The sequence below is a fragment of the Intrasporangium oryzae NRRL B-24470 genome (assembly GCF_000576595.1).
In the GTDB taxonomy this organism is placed as follows: domain Bacteria; phylum Actinomycetota; class Actinomycetes; order Actinomycetales; family Dermatophilaceae; genus Intrasporangium_C; species Intrasporangium_C oryzae.
In genome coordinates this window covers 1-1088 of sequence record NZ_AWSA01000112.1, presented here as the reverse complement: position 1 = coordinate 1088, position 1088 = coordinate 1, and the positions used below count along the sequence as shown (strand labels likewise).

Below are 1088 nucleotides of genomic sequence, written 5' to 3'. Positions count from 1 at the left end.
TGTACTCGGCCTGGACGTTGGTGACAGTCAGGGCGTTGACGACGAGGAGAACCTCCGGGTGAGGTGTGGATGTCGAAGTCACACACCGTCCGGAGGTTCTCGTGTCCCACGCTAACGCCCGTTTGAATGCCCATGGTCGCCGACTCCTGGTCGACCGGGTCCGCCGCCAAGGGTGGGCGGTGGCCCACGCCGCGAAGGCGATGGGGATCTCCCGGCAGTGCGCCCACCGGTGGATCGCCAGGTTCGACGCCGAGGGCGAAGCCGGGCTGGTCGACCGGTCCTCACGGCCCCACGCCAGCCCACGCCGTACTCCCGCAGCGGCGGAGGCTGCGGTCATCGCGGCCCGGGTCAGGCACCGGCGCGGGCAGGACTGGCTCGGACCCGAGCTCGGCCTGCCACCACGCACCGTGAGCCGGGTCCTGCGCCGCCACCAGGCCCCGTACCTGCGTCATTGCGACCCGCTGACCGGCGAGGTGATCCGCTCCAGCAAGTCCACCGCGGTCCGCTACGAACGCGACCGTCCCGGCGAGTTGGTCCACGTCGACGTCAAGAAGATCGGACGCATCCCTGACGGCGGCGGCTGGAAAGCCCACGGCCGCTCGATGGGCTCGACCGCCGCGAAGAAGAAAGCCCGGATCGGCTACGACTACGTCCACTCGATGGTCGATGACCACTCCCGCCTGGCGTACAGCGAGATCCTGCCCGACGAGAAGGGCGCCACCTGCGCCGCGTTCATCCTGCGCGCCGCGGAGCACTTCGCCGGCCACGGCATCACCACCATCGAGCGGGTCATCACCGACAACCACTTCAGCTACCGCAGAAGCACCGACGTCAAGAACGCGATGACCGCGCTCGGCGCGACACACAAGTTCATCAAGCCTCACTGCCCGTGGCAGAACGGCAAGGTCGAGCGGTTCAACCGCACGCTGGCCACCGAATGGGCCTACCAGCAGGTCTTCACCAGCAACGCCGAGCGGACTGCAGCCCTTGCTCCCTGGCTGAACGAGTACAACACTCGACGACGCCACACCGCCCTCAAAGGCCTACCGCCGACCAGCCGCCTGTCACCAACGTCATGACCGAGTACA

General features: G+C 67.9%; 1 protein-coding gene. It reads left to right on the top strand.

Annotation, left to right across the window (positions count from 1 at the left end; genetic code table 11):
• The first annotated feature begins 101 nt into the window (after positions 1-101).
• On the top strand, positions 102-1079 hold the full coding sequence (locus N865_RS21265; RefSeq protein ID WP_084328447.1) for an IS481 family transposase: 978 nt from the start codon (positions 102-104) through the stop codon (positions 1077-1079).
• The last annotated feature ends 9 nt before the right edge of the window (positions 1080-1088 follow it).